General features: G+C 41.4%; 15 protein-coding genes. 8 read left to right on the plus strand and 7 right to left on the minus strand.

Annotated elements, in window-relative coordinates; translation table 11 throughout:
- Window positions 1–8: 8 nt before the first annotated feature.
- Window positions 9–4,898: a T9SS type B sorting domain-containing protein gene (locus CDW55_RS10440; protein WP_088469708.1), complete on the minus strand. Its 4,890-nt coding sequence runs from the start codon at window positions 4,896–4,898 to the stop codon at window positions 9–11.
- A gap of 203 nt (window positions 4,899–5,101) precedes the next feature.
- On the opposite strand from CDW55_RS10440, the gene CDW55_RS10445 reads away from it, so the two are divergent.
- Window positions 5,102–6,367, plus strand: coding sequence for an ectonucleotide pyrophosphatase/phosphodiesterase (locus tag CDW55_RS10445; protein ID WP_088469709.1), 1,266 nt, complete (start codon window positions 5,102–5,104; stop codon window positions 6,365–6,367).
- A gap of 63 nt (window positions 6,368–6,430) precedes the next feature.
- Here the strand turns inward: CDW55_RS10445 and CDW55_RS10450 are convergent, their stop codons facing one another.
- The 4 genes from CDW55_RS10450 to amyA form a co-directional block, all read right to left on the minus strand.
- The gene (locus tag CDW55_RS10450; RefSeq protein WP_088469710.1) at window positions 6,431–7,489 is read right to left on the minus strand and encodes an NAD(P)-dependent alcohol dehydrogenase; all 1,059 of its coding nucleotides are present in this window, start codon (window positions 7,487–7,489) and stop codon (window positions 6,431–6,433) included.
- Window positions 7,490–7,590: 101 nt separating this feature from the next.
- Window positions 7,591–9,168, minus strand: a complete 1,578-nt coding sequence (locus CDW55_RS10455; RefSeq protein ID WP_088469711.1) for a Na+/H+ antiporter — start codon at window positions 9,166–9,168, stop codon at window positions 7,591–7,593.
- Between the two features lie 56 nt (window positions 9,169–9,224).
- Entirely contained in the window at window positions 9,225–9,614 is a 390-nt protein-coding gene (locus tag CDW55_RS10460; protein WP_088469712.1) for a ribonuclease inhibitor, read from the minus strand.
- Between the two features lie 14 nt (window positions 9,615–9,628).
- Window positions 9,629–11,101, minus strand: coding sequence for an alpha-amylase (gene amyA, locus CDW55_RS10465; RefSeq protein ID WP_088469713.1), 1,473 nt, complete (start codon window positions 11,099–11,101; stop codon window positions 9,629–9,631).
- Between the two features lie 21 nt (window positions 11,102–11,122).
- Here amyA and CDW55_RS10470 point away from each other — a divergent pair, with 21 nt between their 5' ends.
- A complete protein-coding gene (locus CDW55_RS10470; protein WP_143756222.1) occupies window positions 11,123–11,407 on the plus strand; it encodes a hypothetical protein in 285 nt (94 codons plus the stop codon).
- A gap of 80 nt (window positions 11,408–11,487) precedes the next feature.
- On the opposite strand, the gene CDW55_RS10475 is transcribed toward CDW55_RS10470, so the two are convergent.
- Entirely contained in the window at window positions 11,488–11,907 is a 420-nt protein-coding gene (locus CDW55_RS10475; RefSeq protein WP_143756224.1) for a pyridoxamine 5'-phosphate oxidase family protein, read from the minus strand.
- A 201-nt stretch (window positions 11,908–12,108) separates the two neighbouring features.
- Window positions 12,109–12,783 carry a YceI family protein gene (locus tag CDW55_RS10480; protein ID WP_088469716.1) on the minus strand — a complete coding sequence of 225 codons (675 nt, stop codon included), beginning with the start codon at window positions 12,781–12,783 and terminating at the stop codon, window positions 12,109–12,111.
- Between the two features lie 380 nt (window positions 12,784–13,163).
- On the opposite strand from CDW55_RS10480, the gene CDW55_RS10490 reads away from it, so the two are divergent.
- The 6 genes from CDW55_RS10490 to CDW55_RS10515 all read left to right on the plus strand — a co-directional run bounded on the left by CDW55_RS10490 (window position 13,164) and on the right by CDW55_RS10515 (window position 17,284).
- On the plus strand, window positions 13,164–14,552 hold the full coding sequence (locus tag CDW55_RS10490; RefSeq protein ID WP_088469718.1) for an ATP-binding protein: 1,389 nt from the start codon (window positions 13,164–13,166) through the stop codon (window positions 14,550–14,552).
- 19 nt (window positions 14,553–14,571) lie between these two features.
- Window positions 14,572–15,225 (plus strand): response regulator, encoded by a 654-nt coding sequence (locus CDW55_RS10495; RefSeq protein WP_088469719.1) that lies wholly within the window; start codon window positions 14,572–14,574, stop codon window positions 15,223–15,225.
- Window positions 15,226–15,447: 222 nt separating this feature from the next.
- Window positions 15,448–15,849 (plus strand): hypothetical protein, encoded by a 402-nt coding sequence (locus CDW55_RS10500; protein ID WP_143756225.1) that lies wholly within the window; start codon window positions 15,448–15,450, stop codon window positions 15,847–15,849.
- A gap of 24 nt (window positions 15,850–15,873) precedes the next feature.
- A complete protein-coding gene (locus CDW55_RS10505; protein WP_143756226.1) occupies window positions 15,874–16,470 on the plus strand; it encodes a hypothetical protein in 597 nt (198 codons plus the stop codon).
- 32 nt (window positions 16,471–16,502) lie between these two features.
- Complete coding sequence (locus CDW55_RS10510; protein ID WP_088469722.1) at window positions 16,503–16,742, plus strand: hypothetical protein; 240 nt, start codon at window positions 16,503–16,505, stop codon at window positions 16,740–16,742.
- A 44-nt stretch (window positions 16,743–16,786) separates the two neighbouring features.
- The gene (locus CDW55_RS10515) at window positions 16,787–17,284 is read left to right on the plus strand and encodes a hypothetical protein (protein WP_179285937.1); all 498 of its coding nucleotides are present in this window, start codon (window positions 16,787–16,789) and stop codon (window positions 17,282–17,284) included.
- Window positions 17,285–17,293 lie beyond the last annotated feature (9 nt).

Genomic DNA, 17,293 nt, shown 5'->3' on the forward strand with positions numbered 1-17,293 from the left:
GAGAGCAGTTATTCTCTGTTTTTTACAAGAACCCAACCGCTATATTCGGTAACCGCAGTGAATCCCGGTTCTTTCCAGCTCATTACGTACCAGAAAGTTCCTGTGCCTACACCTTTTCCGACGATTCGTCCGTCCCAAGTAAATCGGTTGTTTTGATCACCAGTAAACACCAGCTTTCCGTAACGGTCGAAAATCTGTAGGAACGGCTCTTCTTTCTGGAGAAGTGCCGAATAATTCAGCACATCATTAATTCCGTCTCCATTCGGTGTAATGGCATTGTAAAGCTCAATTACGTTAATGGTTGCGGTAACCGGTGAACAGTTATCAGCAGAAATTACGGAAATGATATGGTCGCCGCCTCTTACATTCGTAAATATATTTGATGATTGGTAGGTTCCACCGTCAATGGCATATTGATAAGGCGGGTTACCCCCTGTGACGGTTACGGTTACTGTACTTCCCTGGATTTGTACGCTTGTGATTTCCGGAAGTGAAACCGCGGTTACCGAAACTGTTTGCCTGTACGTGCAGCCATTATGCGTAAGATCTACCCAATAATTACCCACCGGTACTGTTACCGATGATGTGGTAGCTCCATTGCTCCAGAGGTAGGCGTCGAATCCAGGACCGGCATCCAATACCGTCGTAGTTCCCGGACAGATTTCCTTATCTGCTAGTTCTGTAGATTTCTTTGGAATCTGAACATTTACCGTCAATTGCCCAATCACATCACAGAAATTATTTTTATGGAATCTCAGATAATAAGTTGCAGTACCGGAAATACTTACCTGATTCGAAATTCCATTTACGTTATTTTGTGCATCAGCTAAAGTCAAATAATAAGAGGCTGTTACTCCCGAATCTGCGGTGAACTCCTTAAGATAATTCGCCAAATTAACTGATTTAACAGCGTCGGAATCATCATCGCACACTTTTACCGCAGCACTCGCGTGCAGAAGCGGCAAAGAATTTCCGACTTTGAAATCAATCTGTTTTACTTCAGCGGGACAAACTGTTGAATAGGCTCTTACAAATACTGTGGCGTCTGCAGAATAAGTCCAGTCATTAGGCAAAAGTGTCCTAAAGTCTGAGAAAAGTGAGTATTCCACGGTAAAGAGCGCAGCGTTCTGTATAATCAATGGGGTTATGGTAGCGAATTTCACATTAATGATACCGTCAAAATTATCATCACAGTTCACTGCATTGTAAGCTGTGATATTCCATTGAGGTTTAGGCGAATCAGTGACCGTAATGGTTTTCGTGAAAACACAGCCTGAAGCATTTGTAAATGATACCGTGTAAACTCCTGCAGTTAAGACAGCAGTCTGTGTGGTAGAAACTGTCGTTGTTCCTTTTCTCCAGAGCCAGGCGGTATAGCTTGATTCTGCATTAAGGGTGATCGAACTTCCCTGACAAACCGTATAGGAATCCAGCAATGCAGTGGGTGTCGCAGCTTTCAGTTCCAGATTTAAAGTCCCGATCACATCGCAGAACCCTGCTTTACTGAATCGATAATAAAAAGTTTTGTTTCCGGTAAGTGCCTGTGCAGCACTTATTGTCGGAGTGTTTGCTTCAGCGTTTGCCAGCGTTGCGAAATATCTTACGGTTGCCGCAGCATCTGTGGTGAAAAGGTTTCTGTAGGTTGCCAGGTTGATGTTTTCCGTGCCGTTCACGTCACTGTCGCACACTGTTACTGTGGTGGCAGGAGTAAGGAGCGGAAGTGTATTCCCGATTTTTAAATCAATCTGCTTTACTTCAGCGGGACAAACCGTTGAATACGCTCTTACAAATACTGTGGTGTCTGCAGCATAAGTCCAGTCATTAGGCAAAAGTGTTCTAAAGTCTGAGAAAAGTGAATATTCCACGGTAAAGAGCGCGGAGTTCTGTACGATCAGCGGGGTAATGTTGGAGAATCTCACATTAATGATGCCGTCGAAATTATCATCACAGTTTGTGGCGTTATAAGCTGTGATATTCCATTGAGGTTTTGGAGAATCGACAACCGTTACAGTCTGTCTGTACACACATCCGGACGCATTGGTAAGATCTACCCAATACGTACCAGCACCTGCGTTTATCGTCGTAGTAGTAGCACCCGTACTCCAGGAAATGGCGGTATATCCGGTTCCGACATTTAAAGTAGTTGTTGCTCCCTGACATACATTTACCGTTGCCGGAAGTGTTGTGGAAGGTGTTCCCGCAGAAAGTTTCAGATTCAGTGTTCCAATGTTTGCACATGAACTGGGCACCGTAATACGGTAAAAAAAACTGCGGTCAGCGGTAATGGTCTGGTTGGCCGTAACAGGATTCTGATTGTTCTGTGCATCAGCAATGGTGTTGAAGTAAGTTACTGCGGTTCCGCCAGCTCCAGTAAAGAAACTGAGGTAGTCCGCAAGATTCACCGCTTCCGAATTGTCCAGATTAAGATCGCAGACGTCTTTGGTTACCGATGAGGTGATCAATGTACTTTTGGCACCGGTCTTTAACTGAATTTCTTTAGTTACAGACGGGCATCCGTTGGGCGCATCAACTTTAATCCAGATCGAAGTATCTCCTGTAAAGCTGTAAACCCCGGTAATGTTGTTGCTTAAGCCGGCATCCGAATAGTATTTTACCACAAAGTTGGAAGCCTGAACCAAAACAACAGGTGTAATGGTAGCCAGGTCTACTTTATAAATTCCGTCAATCTTTCCGTCAACATCTTCGTCGCAGTGGAGTTTGGTGTAGAGATTTTCCTTTACCTCGGGGGCCAGTTTTGCGCGAAGATCAATTTTTGCCACGGCAACGCAGCCAATACTGTTTTTAATGCGGACATATACTGAGGTATTCGCTGAGGGATAAGCAGTGAAATTAAGAATGCGGTCACCTGCGATGTCATTTTCAGCACCGTTCTGGGTGGTAAAATAAGTCTTGGTAATATCAGTGTCAGGAGAAACCGGCGCCAGGGATAGATTATAGGTAGCGATGCCGTTGATTGAGCATTCTTCAAGAATCCTGTCGTATTTCTCGATCATTTTAATGGTGATCTGTACCGTTTCGCAGTCCGGAATAGGTCCGATTCCACAGAAGGAAAATTTAAAGGTATCAATTCCGCTTACGCCCGGATTGGCAGTATAAATCACTTTTCCGTCAGCTGCAATCGTTAGGGTACCTTTTGTTGGTGGCGTAACGATTTGAACAGTTGAAGGATTCACAGCCTGGCTGCTAAGCGCAAAAGCAGGCGTAATAATCTCATTTCCGCAGCTGTTGTAATCGTAGTTGGTAAAGGTGGTACAGTTATAGAATTTAAAATCCTGAGTCTGAATTTCCGCACACGATCCCTGTTTTACTTTTACCGCGTAAATTCCGGCCTGCGGTGGAATGTATGTAAAAGTATTGTTGGTTCCTGGTGCCGGACTGTACGTTCCGTCGGGATTTTTAATCAGCCATTCGTAAGAATCGAAACCTTCAGTCACCTCAAGTTTTACTCCCGGCAAACAGTCGCCTTCGGTTTTGGTAATCGCCGGAATAAAAGAGAATCCAGCGAAATATCCGCCGTAACCTACGGCATCGTTTCCCGCGGAAATTCCGGCAGTAACAGCTTTTGAAGAAAAAACTGCGATATTGCCATAAACACCCGGAATAGAATAGGTTACCCAATTTGCATTACCTACGACGTTAAAGGGGCCGTTCAGCGCGCTGAGTACTATAGATGTGCCATTCCGCTTAACGTCCACTGTTGCACCTCTTTCGGTGATAATATTAAGTTTAGTAGGTACAGTGGCACTATAGGAAACTCCGTTGGAAGAATATTCGTTCTCATCAATTCTGCCAATCTCATCAATTTTTTTTGGTAAATAACAGCTTAAAGGCGGGATATAATTGAATCCACCCGTCGCAACCATAGAACTGCCGCTATCGCCAGCCAGTAACTGGTAAACATATATGTTCTTGGTGGATTTAATGTGCATGTTATAATGGTTAAATCCTTGGTTAATGTATGCGCTGTTGTCGGTGGTATAGAACTGCCCGGTATTAAGAGTGGCAACGGGAGTGACTGAGCCGTTAACGTAGATTTGAGTGTTATCTTCGGTAGCCACAATAATGGCTTTCTCCATATTTGAAACGGTTGTCCCATTTCCCTTCATCAAAACGAATTCCTGACCAAGTTTCTCTACAGGAACTCCCTGATCCATCAGAATGTCTGAAGAAGTCGAATGACTCCCCGCATACTGCCCGTTAAAGTTACCGTTTGTTATGGAGACCGGTTTATTGGCGACAATTTTTGCACCGATAAATCCAGTATAATTCTGGAAGTTATTTCCCCTTCCATCAATAATATAAGATTGTCCCTTATTTAGTATGAAATTAATCTGACTACGCGGAACATTATCCGAAAATCCAACATTGGGATTAAATTCGGTAACGGTTACCGTGGTATTGTCTTCGGTAGCCATCACACTCGTCATAAAATTCAGAATGCTGTTGTTTACGGTAATTGGTGCCATTACTGCGCGGAATTCCGTTCCTATCCCCGCGGTTCCTTTTGAGGTTAAAATTTCACCATGGTTCATAATAGAAAATCTTAGACTTGCAAAGAAAGGTTTGTCTCCTTTAAGATAGATTCCCTTAGTGACCGGCCTGAAAAGATCGCTCTGGAAAGTGGTTATAATCATGCTTCTCGTTACATTGAATTTTGCAGGATTATTTTTGCTTATCATAACGGAACCGATAACAACATTATTATTGTAAACATCAACCTTAAATGGAGTAGTTTCATTGGTTGACATATATATCGATTGGAATTGCGATCCGTTACCAACACGGTCCACCATTGGCGCAAACCAGTGTTCGCGGTCGAGCTGTGCTGAGGTAGCTATGGATATGAAGGCAAGGAGAAGGAGTAGAAGTTTTTTCATGGCAAAATATAGAGTTCTTTACAAATGTAATATTTTATTAATAATTTCTGAAATATAGTTAATAAATGTTAACTATATTTACGTAAAATGCACCTCAAGCTTGCTGAAGCTAAAATTTTTCTTAATTTTTTTCTAACCCATATTAGCTGAACTTGACCTTAACTCATCACAATTTCAATTAAATTTGCACGATAAATTAAGTTATGAAACGATTATTTTTAGTATTGTTTATCGTACTGTCTGTTTTAGGGTTTTCTCAAACCGATACTGCGCAAGTCGTGGTTCCGAACCGAAAAAATACAGACGCTTCTCTTACAAAACCTTATGTGATTTTAATTTCTGCGGATGGTTTCAGATATGATTATGCAAAAAAATACCATGCGAAAAACATACTGAAACTTGCCGAAAAAGGTGTTTCCGCAAAAGCGATGATTCCTTCTTATCCTTCGATTACGGGGCCGAATCATTATACGATGATCACCGGACTTTTCCCTTCGCATACCGGTTTTGTTGATAATTATTTCTATGATAAAAAAAGGAATGATCTTTTCGGAATGAGCATGCAGTCAAAGATTTCCGACGGTTCCTGGCTTGGCGGAATTCCACTTTGGAGTCTCGCCGAGAAGCAGGGAACACTTGCTGCTTCGTTGTTTTGGGTAGCTTCCAACAGTGATGCGGGAGGAACTCGGCCAACCTATTATTACCAATATCATGAAAAATTTACGGCAGATGAAAAAATCAATATTGTCCTCAACTGGCTGAAACTTCCGGAAGATAAGAGGCCACATCTGATCACTTTTTATTTCCCTGAAGTGGATAAAAAAGGACATCTTTATGGTACAGAATCTCCCGAATTGCGCCAAGCAGTTGAGTTTGTAGATGATGCTGTAGGGAAATTAATTCAGAAAGTAAATGAATTGCAGCTTCCGAATGTAAATTTCATTTTTGTATCGGACCACGGGATGATTGATGTCGATTTGGAAAATCCCCTGGAAATTCCTGAACTACTTTTGAATAAGAACCGTTTCACCTATTTCAATGCTCAAACTTTACTTCGTGTTATGGTGAAAAATGAAGCTGAAGTAAAGCAAGTTTATCGTGAATTAAAGAAAAATAAAACCAGAGATTACCAAGTCTATCTTACCGATAAATTTCCTAAAAAATTGCATTATCGTACTTCTGATGACCGTTTCGGAAGGATTGGGCAGATTCTTTTAGTTCCTAATGCTCCGAAGGTTTTCTTGGAATCCGGATCTAAAAAAACACCTGGAAAGCATGGTTACAATCCATTTAAAGTTCCGGAAATGAGGGCGACTTTCGCTGCATTCGGTCCGGCTTTTAAAGAAGGAAAAAAAATCGGAAAGTTTCGGAATGTGAATCTTTATCCGATGGTTGCTGAAATTTTAGGATTAAAAGTTTCCCAAACTATTGACGGTTCACCGAAAACGGCAAAAAAGGTTTTGAAATAGACTTTATATAAAAATATCCGGCTGAGCAATCAACCGGATATTTCATTTTTTTTAGCTAAAAAATTATTTTTTCAGAGATTGCATATCAATCACAAAACGATAGCGCACATCGCTTTTCAGCATTCTTTCGTAAGCTTCGTTGATGTTTTGCATATTGATCATTTCTATTTCCGGAAGGATATTTTTCTCGCCACAGAAATCGAGCATTTCTTGGGTTTCTTTGATTCCTCCGATCACAGAACCTGCTACAGATCTTCTTCCACCAATCATGGGTGGAGTGAAAAGTGCATCTTCCATTTTTCCGATGTAACCTACCAATACGAGAGTTCCACTGATATTTAAGGTGCTGATATACGGATTAATATCGTGGTCGTAAGGAACAGTATCAATAATTAAATCAAACTTTCCTTTTACGGCCTTCATTTCATTTTCATACGTTGAAATTACTACAGCATCGGCGCCCAAATCCAGGGCATCCTGAATTTTGTCGGGGCTTCTGGAAAATAAAGTAACATTGGCGCCTAAACCTTTGGCAAGTTTAATCGCCATGTGTCCCAAACCGCCTAATCCTACTACTGCAACTTTACTCCCTTCCTTCACGTCCCAATGTTTCAGAGGAGACCACGTAGTAACGCCAGCGCAAAGTAGTGGTGCAACAGCCTTTAAATCTAAATTTTCCGGGATATGTAGCCCAAAAGCCTCATCAACAACAACTTTTTCGGAGTAACCTCCAAAAGTATGACCACCCAAAAATGGATCTTTTCCGTTGTAAGTTCCTGTAGAGCCATTGAGACAATATTGCTCCAGGTTTTGTTTGCAGCTCTCACATTCTCGGCAAGAATCTACCAGGCAGCCAACACCGGCTAAATCGCCTACTTTGAATTTAGTTACCGCAGAACCTACTTTTGTAATTCGGCCAATGATCTCGTGTCCCGGAACAGAAGGATATTTGGTTCCGCCCCAGTCGTTTCTTGCCGTATGGAGGTCGCTATGGCAAACTCCGCAGTACAAGATATCGATTTCAATATCTGTAGGTGTTACTTCTCTTCTTTCAATTTGCATCAGTTGCAAATCTTTATCTTTTGCTTCGGTTCCGAAGGCTTTTACAGAGGATGTATTCATATAGATTTTTTAAGACTTCAAATTTATAAAATAGAAAAATGGAGTTGTCATAATTTCTTCTTAAAGTTTTAACTATTATGAATAAAACGTTGGGAGAAAATTTATTTCCCGAGACTTAGTCTCTCTTCCTGAAGATCAATCAATCTTAAATGTTTTCGAACAATTTCTTCATCGAGAAGAAGTTCTTCTCGGTTTTTATTGATGAGCCACATTCTTTGATGCTCCAAAATATCAGCAAAAATCTGTTGGTATTCGGGGTAATTAATGATGATTTCGGAACTGTTAATTCTGTTTTCCCAGCTTTGAAATTGCTCTTTGAGCGCTGGGAATTGTTCCAACTTTTCGGGATACTCTTTTTTAATTTTTTCGACGGCAATTTTTGCTAATTCGCTTCGAATTTCATAGTCGATTTCTTTTTCGGATTTAATGAAATCTTTATCTTTTAATTTGACTTTTTTCAGTAAAAGAGGAAGCGTTAAACCTTGCAAAACTAAAGTAAGTAAAATCACAACAAAAGTGATGAAAAGGATGAGGTTACGGTGAGGAAAAGGGCTTCCGTCTGCCAAAGTCACAGGTATTGAAAGTGCTGCTGCCAACGAAACCACCCCGCGCATTCCGGTCCAACCGAGAACGATTGGGACTTTCCAACCGGGAGATTCGGCATCTGCAACATTGATGAAATTTCGCATAATTAACGTGAAAACAACCGCTCCATAACTGGCGAACATTCTAATGATAATAAGAACTACGGTGATTATCACCCCATACATCGTTGCTTGATAGATGCTGGTGTCGCCAAGCCCCGAAACAATTAGCGGAAGATCTAGCCCAATCAGCATAAATACCATTCCGTTGAGTAAAAAACTGAAACTTTGCCAAACATTTATGCTGTGAAGCCGCGATGCGCCACTAAGAAAGTGATGTCGGCGAACTGATAAAAATAATCCACCGCTTACGACCGACAGTACGCCGGAAGCATGAAATTCTTCCGCAGCGAGATACATGATAAACGGAGCTGCAAGGGTGAAAATGGTATCCATATTGGCGTCAGTCGGTAGTATTTTATGCATTTTCATAAAGAGAAAAGCAATTAAAATCCCAATTCCTGCTCCGCCTACACACATCCAAACGAAATCGATAATAGCTTGATGCCATATGAATTGTCCTGTTGCCACAGCAATTAATGCAAACCGAAAAATAATGAGGGACGATGCATCATTCAACAAACTTTCTCCTTCTAAAATAGATTGGAATCTTTTCGGGATTTTTACAAATTTTAAAATAGCTCCTGCACTCACTGCATCTGGTGGAGATACGATTCCGCCTAACAAAAAACCTAATGCCAAAGAAAATCCAGGAATAAGATAGTTTGCAGCAAAAGCTACCACAACTGCAGTAAAAAAAACAACTACAAACGCAAAACTAAAGACAATTCTTCGCCATCTCCAAAGTTCTTTCCAAGAAGAATTCCATGCGGCTTCATAAAGCAAGGGCGGTAAGAAAATAAAGAAGATGAGTTCTGGCTCGATCTCTACAATTGGAGTACCTGGAATAAAACTAATTCCCAATCCCGCTAAAACCAAAAGAACAGGGTACGCTACTTTTATCTTTTGCCCAAGCATGATTAGAAGCACAATGATAATGACTAACGTAAGATAGAAGGCCAAATTTTGCAACATTTCAAAAAAATTTCAGTAAAAATAATGCAAAGGCGGCAAATTTTTTCGATTAATTTTTAATTATTAATTACTGTAATATTGTCGTGATCGGAAATGATTTCCAAGATAATTTCGAAGAAAGTAAGTCCTACACCATGATGCAGTTCATCTATTTTGCTTAGAACAAATTTACGGTTAAAAATTTCTGGAGATTTCAATTTGTTTTGATAAAACTCCAAGGTAGTTTGAAAGCCCAGTGATTTCTGGTTTTCTTCGATATCTTTCCAAATCAGCTGGATTTTTTCTTTTCCTTTAATCTCACCGAAAGATCCGTATAATAGATCATTGAAAGCATCTAAGCTCTGCGCAATTTTCCAGTTTTCTTGTGACATAAACACTCGGTTTACTTCCTCGTAGAAGGTCTCGATGTTATTAATGTTTTTGCCTTCGATAATAATTTTTTTCATCTGAATTTTTTCACCTATTCAGGAACCCAAACCGAGACATTTCCTGCCGGAACCGGAAAATTTCCCCATCCGTTTTCGTCAATGGTTACTTTTTCGGGAAACCATCCCATAAAATCATAAAATTGCTTCCCTGAATATTTTTCACCCATTTCCATTGGTTTTTCGTAAGCATCTTTATTACTTAAAACTACTGCGCAACCAGCGTGTTCGTCGTCACCTTCCCGGGTCCAGGCAAGACAGTTCGCGTCTTCAAAATAATCTTTTTGCGCTCCGTAAGCGAATTGTTGTCGCGCTTTCAACAGTTCTTCTATTTTTTCTACTTTGTCCAGAAATATTTCCTGATCGTTTCCTTCCTTGTCTTTATCGGTATAGTGCGCTCCGAATAAATCCGGATAAAACACACAAGGATATCCGTTTTCTCGAAGAAGAATAAGGGCATAAGCCAATGGTTTGAACCATTTTTCAACAGGAGCTTCCAAAGCTTGTAGCGGTTGTGTATCGTGATTATCGACCACGGTTACAGAAAATGCGGGATTCAGTAAAGTCAAGGTTTCATCAAATATTTTTCTTAAATCATAATCTGCACCTTCTTTCGAAGCAATGTGAAAATTTTGTTGAAGAGAAGAATCGAACAAACTCATGCAACCTTCGGTGGCATTTATATAATCTTGCAAAAGATTCACTTCGCCAGGAGCCCAATACTCACCGACGGCGAAAATATTTTTAGCAGTATTTTCCCGAAGTTTGTAAAGCCATTCTTTGTAAAAGACCGGAGATTGATGTTTCACCGCGTCTAAACGAACTCCATCGAAATGAATCTGGTCGTGATACCATTTGCCCCATTTGTCGAGTTCTTCCCGAACGAATGGGTTTCTGTGGTCGATATCGTTGTACATCAGATAATCATAATTCCCTTTTTCGGTATCGATCATTTCTTCCCAGCCATCGCCGAAATCGTGGATGATTTGGTAAATTCCGTCTTCCTGACCTTCCGCATAATCTACGCCAGAAAAGCAGGTGAAATTCCATTCGAAGTCTGAATATTTCTTTTCACGATTCGGAAAAGTGAATTTTGTATAACTTTCAATTTCGAAAGGTTCTGAAATGTTTTCTTGTCGGTTTTCGGGATTTACTTTTACGGCATGGAACTTTTCTTTTTCGTCGCCGCCGGCTTTATGATTCAAAACGATATCGGCAATTACAGAAATGCCGCTTTCTTGTAAAGTTTTGCAAGCGTTCACATATTGTTCTTTAGTACCGTATTTTGTAGGGATGGTACCTTTCTGGTCAAATTCGCCTAAATCATAAAGGTCATAAGGATCGTAACCAACAGAATAACCGCCGCCATTAGCCTTATATGCAGGTGGAAACCACACCGCAGAAATCCCGAGTTCCTTTAAATAATCAGCCGCCTTAGCAGCTTCGTCATATAATTTACAGTCTCCCTCCGAATACCAGTGGAAAAATTGAATTATTGTTGCATTCATCGTTAAAGTTTAATACGACGCATGAGCAAAAATCATCCCAATATTCAGGACCTCTTATTCAGATTTATTTTTCTTCTGAAGATTTTCTTGTGTAGTTCAATGTTAGAACCGGGACCTGCGCTTTTTATCATCTGTATAAACAGCTATGGCCTTAACCTTACTGAAGCAAACATTATCCCGACCATGAGCCGCGAAGGCAGGTTGGATGAACCGCGCGAAGTAGCACAGGGATTACTGTTCCTGAGTTCTGCTTCGGCAAGTTATGTACATGGTACTGTGCTGCATGGAGGTTTCGAACTTCTTTAAGCCAAATTGAAAAAAAATGCACAGTTCGGGGCTGTGCATTTTTATTTGGATAAGTCTTTAATTACCGGTGTTAACCAGATTTATTCTGCTCTGTATTCGCCGTCGCCGTTTTTGCCCCAGAACTGGATCCTGTGTGCCGAAACTTTAATCAGGCAGATTCCTTCGGTTTCAATGCCGTCGGGAAACCACATTTCCAACCCTTTCACCCATTTTTCTTCAAGCATTTTGCGGTTTTCAGTGATGGTTGCCATGCCGTAGCAGTCAACAAAAGTCATATCATCCGTCTGGAAAATCAGTGAAATCATCGGATTATTTTCGATCTGTTTTACTTTGTTGGAATCACGGTAAGAGAAAAACCACGAATCTCCGTCGTATTCAACTTTCCCGTTGTTGCTCATGGGGCGGGAATGAAGCGTGTTGCGCCCGTCTTTGGTCACCATCATGCAAAAATCAAGATTTTTCATCATGGCTGCTACTTTTTTTAAGGATACTTTTTCCATTGGGTAGAGGTTTTTAGAGTTACTGACTTTTTTCTTACTAAAGAATAAATTATCCGTTTCAGTAATCAAATGTTTTACCAAAAATTAAAAAAATAGTCTGTTAATTTACCTTAATATCTGCTGAATGTGGAATCCACTGTTTTTGCCGCCACAAAAAAAAGACCGCAAAAAGCGGTCTTTATGATATTTGATGACAGGATATTATTTACCTGCAACTACGTTAAGTTCAAGGTCAACTTCCTGAGAGATCATCCAGTCTTTAGGATCTCCTTCAGTTCCGTAAGCCAATCCCCAGTCCTGTCTGTTGATGGTGAAGTTTGAAACCATTGTCAGTCCGTTTTCAGTAACTTCTACTTTCGCAGGGAAGCTTACGTTTACGGTTTTGTCTTTAATAGTAAGGTTTCCGCTTACTGTTTTGTTGGCACCTGCAACTTTGCTTTGAGTTCCTGCTGCAAGGTCTTCCACTTTAGTGATGTCGAATTTCACGCTTGGGTATTTTGCAGTATCAAAGAAATCTGCACTTTTCAGGTGGGCATCAAGGTCAGCAGAAGTTTTTCCGTCGCTCATTGCAGGATCTACCGCAGCCGGGTCAGTAGTTAAAGTGTTAAGATCTGAAGTGAGGCTTCCGGATACCAGGTTTCCGTTTTCTACAGAAAATGTTCCTGTGGTTTTGGTCGTTCCGAATCTTGGGTTCAATCCGCCTTTATGATAAGCAGTCCATTTTACAGTAGTGCTGTCGGTATTTACGGTAAAAGTTTCGCCGGTTTGTTCAGCTACAGCCTGCTCAGTTGCAGTGGTAACGCTGTCGGTTTTTGATTCTTTACATGATACGGCAAGCAGAACTGCTGAAAGGGCCAAAATTGATAATTTTTTCATTGTATAAATAATTAGTTGTTTAATTCGAGTGCAAAAGTAGCCTTTGAAAACTGCCCCCGAATTGATGTATGATAAGAAACGCTCAGGAATTTTTAAAGTTTACAGAAATGAACCTGTTGCATCCTCCAGTTCTTCCACCCGTTCGCGCAAGATTCCAAAAGGACGTATTTTAGGCAAAGTTAAAAATTTGGTGGAACCATATATCTGCCGGCAGTTATTTTGGGGCAGATCTGAGGTAAGAGATATCGGATTTTTTAACGTGTGGTGTAATCTGAGGCAACGTGAATATCACCTGATTCCGGGAAATATATTAGCATAAAGTAATCTCACCGATAAAAGCAATAATTTGCTATTTTTGATAAGGACTTAAAATTTTATGCATGAACATCGATTACCGTGATCCCTGGGTACTGTTGCTGAACCTCACCGTCATATTCATCCTCATCCTGCTGATTGTTCCCACGCTCCTCAACACGAAGGAAAGACTGGGTGTCAGGCTTTCGTTCTCTGCAATTTTTATGATCGTGGCAGTAAACTGCATGGCCAATCTGGCCCTGTTTTACACTCAGGATGTGGCGTATTTTGATTTTCTCTTTCTGCAGGCGTTTATTCCGTTACTTTTTGGTCCGGCCATTTATTTTTATGTGTTGCTGAACAATGGCGGAGAAATCAAAAGACCCTGGATTCATTTTATTATTCCTTTTTTGGCCATTCTGTACGGAATTTATCATGTTCAGATGGATCAGGGAGATAAAATGCGGGTTTTCCGGGAAGTGAACGCGGCCCAGAATCTTTCGTACAATATCCTAAACATACTGGTAATGAGCATCCCGCTGATCTATTTTTACTTTTCAAAACGCTATCTCAAGCGTCTGCATATTCAACCTGCCGATCCCCTGGCTATGCTCAAAAAGATCAAAATCCAATGGTCGCACGAATTCATCAATCTTCTTCTTTTCTGCGTTTTTTCTTTTCTTGTGATTATAATTGTTGCTACCTACTTTTATCAGGTGCCGCAACCTTACCTGGATCTTATCGGGATGCCCATTTATTTTCCGCTGATTTATGCGGTGATCGCGGTGCGAAGTAATATGATCTCGAAACAGCTGGAAATGCAGTACGCAGTTTCCAAAGCTGAGGAAGACAACCGGCTTCGCGATCAGCGCATCGCCATTTCGCGGGACCTTCATGACAATATAGGCGCCTATGCCACCAGCCTGATTTCAAAGATCGACTATCTTGCGGTGGAGGAGAAAGCGGGGAAGGGAGCACTGGAGGACCTCCGCGAACATGCCGAAAGTATTCTGGGTCTGCTGCGGCAAACCCTCTGGGTGCTGAACAATGACACCATCACCGTAGAAGATTTTTATGATCATGTAAAGCAGTACGCGCTGAAAAGCTTCAGAAACAGCGGCATAACCATCCGTTTTGAGGAAGACATAAGGGACAACCGGATTCTGCCATCAGAAATCACCATAAACCTTTTCAGAATCCTGCAGGAAGGCCTGCAGAATGTCATGAAACATTCCGGTGCCACCGAGGCCGAACTTTATATGATTTCCAGGGATACGGTAAGAATCAGTTTGCGGGATAACGGAAAGGGATTTATTGCGGATGATCATCATGAAGGCTATGGGCTTGGAAATATAAAGGCCAGAGCCGCAAATATCGGCTTTACTGCAACACTGTCATCAGAGGAAGGTAAGGGGAGCATTCTGGTTCTGGAAGAAATACGCCCAACCGCGTATAGAAAGCCGGAAGTCATTTAACTAATTTTACATCAAAAACATGAGACTCGCAATCGTTGACGACAGCTTCCTTAACCGGAAAACCCTCAAGGAAAAGCTTTTGCCTTACGCGGAAGTGGAACTCGTGCTGGAGGCAGATAACGGTGCTGATTATCTGGAAAAACTGAAAGAACTTGCACCCGCTCAACATCCGCAAATCGTACTCATGGATCTGGAGATGCCTTTCTTGGACGGGATCTCGGCTATTTCAATTTCAAAAGTTAAATATCCTGAGCTCAAGTTTATTGTGCTCACCATCTACGAAGATACAGACCGTATTTTCGAGGCCATAAAGGCGGGTGCCAACGGCTATCTGCTGAAGGAAGACAAGGCCGTGAATATTGTGGAAGCTCTGGAAAGTGTGCTGAATTACGACAATATCCCCATGAGTCCGGCCATTGCGCGAAGTGCGATGCGTCTTTTATGTGAAGAAAACCGGCCCAACATCACCCCCTCCGAAAGCCAGCTGCTATCCGACCGGGAAATGGATGTCCTGAAACTGATGGTGAAAGGGCACCGCTATTCCGATATCGCCGCACGGCTCTTCATCAGTCCCAATACAGTGCGTACCCATGTGAACAATGTGTATAAGAAGCTTCATCTTTCGTCGAAGAGCGAGATGATGGAGCTGGCGCGTAAAAATAACTGGCTGTAAGCAGATTAATTCAACATAAATACGCTGTTCAGCGTATGTACTGCGCGGAAATAATTATACAACTTTGTACTGTAGGGCAGTGAGAATGATGATTTTACCGCTTCAAAACAAAAAATACACTCAGGCTTTCCATAAAGACAAAGCGCAATTCTTTTCGTATCAAACATTATGGTTATTATAAACTGACTTAAAAAAACCAAATTTTAATTAATTATGTTTTTCATGATGGGATTTTCAGCCTTTGCGCAAACTGCGTTCCGTGAAGGCGTAACCTTTAAAGGGAAGGCAGACGCAGACTGCGTTCCTAGAAAGCGAAATTATCATTATCCGGCCACCGAAGAAACAGTATCAATCGAAAATGGCAGCATTACAAAAATAGTGAATCCAGCCGCAGACCGTACGAAAGCCGCAATGCAACAGACAAATGATGCGCATACCGCCACGACCTGTACCCGCTGTAATGGAAAAGAGGTTGCAGGATATTCAAGGGTAAGTATAACCAATTCATCAAAAAATTTCAGCGTAGACCGATACCTGAATGGCCACTACACCACGACCACAAGATATGGTGATATTCTATTCCCAAATATCTGCACAGAATGCGGTGGAAAAGGAGTAAAATAATATAAATAAACAAATAAACAAAGGATGAAAACAATCACCAATTACCGAAAGCACATGCTCTGTTTTTTAATCTCAGCGATTACCTTCCTTACTGGAATGTTTTTTCCTACTGTCGTTACTGCCCAAAACCCCGCACCTGCAAACACGGCGACCGCACATTTACAGATGAATGTCAACGGTAAGTCCATGCAGTTTGACCAGGGAAAAATTCAGGCGTTTACCATTAAAGAGGACGGTTCGGTCGGTATTCTTGCACAGACCACTTCAGATATTCTCACTGCCAATATTGTGGTATTGAATATAACCCCCGCTGACAGCAGCAAAACCATTACGAAAGGAGAATATAAAATTTTACCGGAAGATGTTGTATCAGATTTCATGGTCAGGGCAGAATATGGTGAAAATAAAAATTTTCTGTTCTGGTGGAGCGATGCCAGTAAGGTAAAAGGAGGCTCAGTTTCTATTGATGAAATTACCGCTTCAAGGATCAAAGGCAGGTTCTCATTTACCGGTGTATTGCAGAAAGAGGATGGCAGCATGGACACTAAAAACCTGGTGAAAATATCCAATGGCGTTTTTGATCTTCCCTTGGAAGTTAAAAGTCGGTTGGATTCCAGATAACGAAACATAATTTCCTGGCAAATATTGTCAAGATGAAAAAACTAAAACGCTGGCTTTACGCAATTGCCATCCTCATTTTTTCAACTTTACTGGTTGCATTTGCTTACGATATGGAACAAGGCACGCCCATCGCACTGTCGAGCACGCAGGCTGGCAGGCAGGAAATGCTGATGTGGGTGGCTGAGGTATTAGGATTTAAAGGCAGCATTGTAGTAGGGGTGCTGGCAACGGGTTTCGGTTTGTATTATGCCATTAGTCAACACTTCAGGTAGATAGAGAAGAAACAGTGATATAACAGTGCAAAAATTAATCAATATTGTTGAGTAACGCTATAAAATTTATTGGCATCATATTCATTATACTCGGCATCATCTCCGGCCTGCTGGGCGTGCGCTCCTACCTGCGTGATGATGCTTATGCAAAAGCAAGTGTGGTGGTGAAATCATCGGTAAAGTGGGCGGAAGTAATACCCAATCCCTGGAAAAGTACGGTGAGTATTAAATTGATGCTGAGCTACATGCGGGACGGCGTACCGGACAGTTTAGAACACAATTATTCCCTGTTTTATTCCCAGCACGAACCGTTGCCGACTGTAGAACAATTAAAAGCAGCAACGCCGTATATTCGATACGTGCCAAAAGAAAAAAGAAGTAAAAACATCCCGGATTGGGTGATGGTGGGCAGCAAGGATCAGCATGATGGGGTATATGGTTACACAGGGTTTACTTGGATGTTCCGGTTTTTGCTGTCGGGAACAGCCCTGATGATTTACAGCAAAGTCAGGAAGCAGAACAGGGGGCCTTTCCAATTATGAAAAATACAT

The organism is Chryseobacterium sp. VAUSW3 (assembly GCF_002205795.1).
Classification (GTDB): Bacteria; Bacteroidota; Bacteroidia; order Flavobacteriales; family Weeksellaceae; genus Kaistella; species Kaistella yananensis.